At 69.0% G+C, this 4283-nt stretch carries 5 protein-coding genes and 1 pseudogene; 3 read left to right on the top strand and 3 right to left on the bottom strand.

Annotated elements, in window-relative coordinates; translation table 11 throughout:
• Window positions 1–139: 139 nt before the first annotated feature.
• The gene (locus RWP81_RS14720; protein WP_314457332.1) at window positions 140–652 is read left to right on the top strand and encodes an ACT domain-containing protein; all 513 of its coding nucleotides are present in this window, start codon (window positions 140–142) and stop codon (window positions 650–652) included.
• A 40-nt stretch (window positions 653–692) separates the two neighbouring features.
• On the opposite strand, the gene RWP81_RS14715 is transcribed toward RWP81_RS14720, so the two are convergent.
• The gene (locus RWP81_RS14715; protein WP_314457329.1) at window positions 693–1076 is read right to left on the bottom strand and encodes a DUF3054 domain-containing protein; all 384 of its coding nucleotides are present in this window, start codon (window positions 1074–1076) and stop codon (window positions 693–695) included.
• 166 nt (window positions 1077–1242) lie between these two features.
• On the opposite strand from RWP81_RS14715, the gene RWP81_RS14710 reads away from it, so the two are divergent.
• Window positions 1243–1746 carry a metallophosphoesterase gene (locus tag RWP81_RS14710; protein ID WP_314457327.1) on the top strand — a complete coding sequence of 168 codons (504 nt, stop codon included), beginning with the start codon at window positions 1243–1245 and terminating at the stop codon, window positions 1744–1746.
• Between the two features lie 228 nt (window positions 1747–1974).
• On the opposite strand, the gene RWP81_RS14705 is transcribed toward RWP81_RS14710, so the two are convergent.
• Together RWP81_RS14705 and RWP81_RS14700 are read right to left on the bottom strand one after the other, a co-directional pair.
• Complete coding sequence (locus tag RWP81_RS14705) at window positions 1975–3078, bottom strand: fatty acid desaturase family protein (protein WP_399540614.1); 1104 nt, start codon at window positions 3076–3078, stop codon at window positions 1975–1977.
• Window positions 3079–3327: 249 nt separating this feature from the next.
• Window positions 3328–3531, bottom strand: a complete 204-nt coding sequence (locus RWP81_RS14700) for a cold-shock protein (protein WP_094733682.1) — start codon at window positions 3529–3531, stop codon at window positions 3328–3330.
• A 529-nt stretch (window positions 3532–4060) separates the two neighbouring features.
• Here RWP81_RS14700 and RWP81_RS14695 point away from each other — a divergent pair.
• Window positions 4061–4283 (top strand): annotated as a pseudogene (locus RWP81_RS14695) (biopolymer transporter Tol); the annotation flags it as partial.

The following is a 4283-nucleotide window of genomic DNA, read 5'->3' as shown; positions in this document are numbered from 1 at the left end:
CAGCGGCCATGCGCGGGGTCGCGAGCCGCCCGCCGCACGCCCCGGCCACGCGTCGTCTCCGGCCGCGGTCAGCGACGCGATCACGAGCTCAGCCTCCGGCGAATCCCGCGGCCAGCGCCATGCTCAGTACGCTGTCGGCATGGTCACCCTCGTGCTCACCGTCGTCGGCGACGATCGCGCCGGTCTCGTCTCCGCCGTCGCCGACATCGTCGATGCCCACGGTGGCAACTGGGAGAACAGCGAGCTCGCCGAACTCGCGGGTGCCTTCGCCGGGATCGTCGAGGTCTCGGTGTCAGCCGATCGCGCCGACGCGCTGCGCCGGGCGCTCGAGGGCTTGGCCGGAACCCTCGCGGTGATCGTGCACACCGGCTCGGCCGCCGCGTCGGCATCCGTCGCGCGCAGCGTGACCCTCGACGTGGTCGGCAACGATCGTCCGGGCATCGTGCGGGAGGTCTCCGCGGCGCTCAGCGCGCGGGGTGCGAGCATCGAGCGGATGTCGACGCAGACGACGGATGCCGCGATGGCCGGCGGACGCCTCTTCGAAGCCGCGATCACCGTGACGCTCGCCGAGGGAGTGGAGGTCGACGACCTCGTCGCCGAGCTCGAGCGCCTCGCGGCCGAGATCCAGGTCGACGTCTCGCTCAGCGACTGAGGTCGACGCCTCCCCACGCCCGGCGTTTCCGTCAGGGCCTTCAGGCGCGACGCGGGCGGGCCGTCAGATGAGCGACGGCGCGCCAGCCGAGCAGGAACAGCGCGAGCGTGATCGTGGCGACGATGACGAACGCGACGGCGATGCCCTGGCCGCTCAGCGCCCGCAACGCCATCCCCAGCACGACCGTCACCGCCCACACCGGCAGGCCGGTGCGCAGGACGGCGACGGGGCGACGCCAGGCACGCGTGATTGACCAGCCCGCCAGCAGCGCGACCAGGAACGGCCAGGCCGTCGTCGCCAGCCCTGTGCCGAACGGGCCGAAGGCATCGCCCTCGTGCGTCGCTCGACCGATTGCCGCGAAGAGGATGACGAGAGCGGCATCCGCGATCAGGGGGACGACGGGGGAGCGGCGGGGAGTGGGCACCCCTTTATTGTCGTCGCTCGCCGGGTGGCGATCGCGCGCGATCAATCCCGCGCTTTCGCGCCGCGGACGTCGACGAGGCGCGCGGCGCTGCTCGCCGAGGTGATGACGTCTCCTGCCGAGCGCCGGGTCTGGGACACGGGGTCCCACCGATGGGTAGCGTGGGGGAATGGCGACCCGACTGCTCCTCGTGGCCGACACGCACGTGCCCAAGCGGGCACGCGTCCTTCCGGATGCCGTGCGCCGGGCGGCATCCGAGGTCGATCTGATCGTGCACGCCGGCGACTGGGTGAGCGTCACCGTGCTCGACGAGCTAAGCGCCCTCGGACCCGTGCGGGGCGTCTGGGGCAATAACGACGGTGACGACCTGCGCACGCGCCTGCCGGAGATCGCGCGCGCCGAGATCGACGGTATGAGGATCGCGGTCGTGCACGAGACGGGAGCGGCGACCGGGCGGGAGAAGCGCATGGATGCCGCATTCCCCGAGACCGACCTGCTCGTGTTCGGCCACAGCCACATCCCGTGGGATACGGTGACGCCGAAGGGTCTGCGCCTGTTGAATCCCGGTTCGCCCACCGATCGCCGGCGCCAGCCCGCCTGCACCTTCATGACGCTCACCCTCGCCGACGGCGACGTTCGCGACGTTCTGCTGCACGAGATCCCTCGCGCCTGACGACGGGCACCGCTCACACGCCCCTTCACCGGCAGGCGATCTCGCCCGAGCACCTTCGCCGGCGCTCCCCGCACGACCGGGGGAGGGCTCCGCGGTGTCCTTCGGGCGACGCCACTGACGTCCGGATGCCTCTCCGCGTGGGCCGCGCGCCGATGACGGCCGCGAAGACGGGCGAGAACGACGAAGGCGCCGCCCCTCCAGGGGGCGACGCCTTCGTGTGCGTGGTCGTTACTTGACGGAGAGGTGACGCGTCGATCCGGTCAACGGGCAGTCGAAGGGATCGCGAGCGGCGAGCCCCACCTCGTTGAGGTACCGGATGACGATGCTGTAGGACTGCAGCAGGGTGGTCTCGACGTACGGGACGCCGAGGGTCTTGCAGTGCTCGCGCACGATCGAACGTGCACGGCTGAGGTGCGGGCGCGCCATGTTCGGGAACAGGTGGTGCTCGATCTGGTAGTTCAGACCACCCATGAGCCACGTCGCCCACCAGCCGCCGGAGATGTTGCGCGAGGTGTAGACCTGCTTGCTGAAGAAGTCGAGCTTCGCGCCGGGGGCGATGACCGCCATGCCCTTGTGGTTGGGTGCGAACGACGCGCCCATGTAGACGCCGAACACGGCCAGCTGAACGCCGAGGAACGCGAAAGCCATGCCCAGCGGAAGGAAGACGAAGACCGGGGTGATCACGAGCGCGTGGCGCAGCGCGAGCAGGCCGAGCTCTTGCCAGCGGCCCTTGATCTCTTCACGGGACGACAGGTGGCGAAGCGCGAGGAAATGCAGGTTGAGACCCTCGAGCGTGAGCAGGGGGAAGAACAGCCAGCCCTGACGTCGGGTGATCCACCGCTGGACGCCGCGTGCCTTGGCGGCGTCTTCGTCGAGGAACGAGATCGTGTCGATCTCGATGTCGGGGTCTTTGCCGACGCGGTTCGGGTTGGCGTGGTGGCGGGTGTGCTTGGACGCCCACCACGACTGGCTCATGCCGACGATGCCGTTGCCGATGATCAGGGCGAGGCGGTCGTTGGCGGGACCCGAGGAGAGGATCTGACGGTGATTCGCCTCGTGGGCGAGGAAGGCGACCTGGGTGAACAGGATGCCGAGGGCCGCGGCGATCAACAACTGGTACCAGCTGTCACCGAGCAGGACGAATCCGGTGATGGCTCCGGCGAAACCGAGGCCTACCGCGATCGCGACGAGGACATAGAAGCGGGGGGTGCGAGCCAAGAGCCCGCTCTCGCGGACGACCTGCGACAACTCTGTGTAGGCCTTGGCGATGGGGGGAAACTCAGTGGTGCCGGAGTACGTCTGACGAACGGGGCCGAGGCGGGACTCGACGATGGTGGAGGCGATGAAACTTCTCCTCGGATCGGGGGTGACCCTGGTGGGGAGCCGAGCGGTTACCCGGCTGAGGCCCACACTACGTGCCCTCGTATGGGGCCCTCGGAATACATCCACATGTGCAGGAGGCTCACGGCAAACGGTAACCCCCGTGACGTGTGTGCCATCGGTGTCACGACGGGCCGGAGAACACCGGAAGCCGGGCTCATCGCGTCTGCGACGAGCCCGGCTTCCGGGTCTCAGCGGAGCTTAGAGGGGGCGGATGTTCGCCGCCTGCATGCCCTTGGGGCCCTGCTCGGCGTCGAATTCGACCTTCTGCGCTTCTGCCAGCTCTTTGAAGCCGTTGCCCTGGATCGCGCTGAAGTGCGCGAACAGGTCGGCGGAGCCGTCATCGGGAGCGATGAAGCCGTATCCCTTTTCGGAGTTGAACCATTTCACGGTGCCAGTGGCCATCGTGTTTCCTCTTTATTCATGTTGGGCCGCAGACGCGACCGTGGGCGCCGCTCCGACGCGTGCGGAGCGGACGGGGACGCCGCGGTACCGAGTCGGTACCGCGGACGCGGTGGCCGTCGACCGCAGCCTGCGCTGCGTCGACGGAGATATGGAAGCCGAGATTCTCGCCGAGGGGACCCTGGGCTTCGAAGCCCGAGGAGCCCGCGCCGACGAAACCGGCGTAGTCGGATCCGGCCATCGCTACATACACGTCGAGATCGGCCTGGCGCCACGATAGCGGCGAAGAGTGAAGCAGGGACACAAGAACTTTCCGCGAGTGCGATGCGAGGACCGAAGCCGTCGAGCGGGGCACGCGATGATTGAGGGTGGGATTGCTGTCGTAAACGGCTCGGCGCCGTGCGCCCGGCATCTCAGCGATGAGGCGGGCGTCGATGAAGCAAGTCCCAGAACGAATGACACCAAGCTAGCACGGAAGTCTGGACGGTGCCGGGGAGTTTCCCCCGTCGACGTCGTCGACTGCACTGGAGTGATGGCATCCGGGAATGCGCAAGACCCCTCTGACGACGAGAGATGGCTCGTCATCGACGGTCGCCGCTGGCGCCGAACGGACCCGGCCCTGCCCTCCGACGTCGCCGACCGCCTGCGCTCGCACCTGGGGCGGGCACGCGCGGCCGTCCGCACGGCGAAGCGCTCCGAAGATCCCGCCGTCCTCGCCGCCGTACGCCACCGCGTCGGGGTGGCGAAGGCGGGCC

Source organism: uncultured Microbacterium sp. (assembly GCF_963521695.1).
GTDB lineage: Bacteria > Actinomycetota > Actinomycetes > Actinomycetales > Microbacteriaceae > Microbacterium.
Note: the sequence above shows the minus strand (reverse complement) of the source record. Positions and strands in the feature narration are given on the sequence as shown.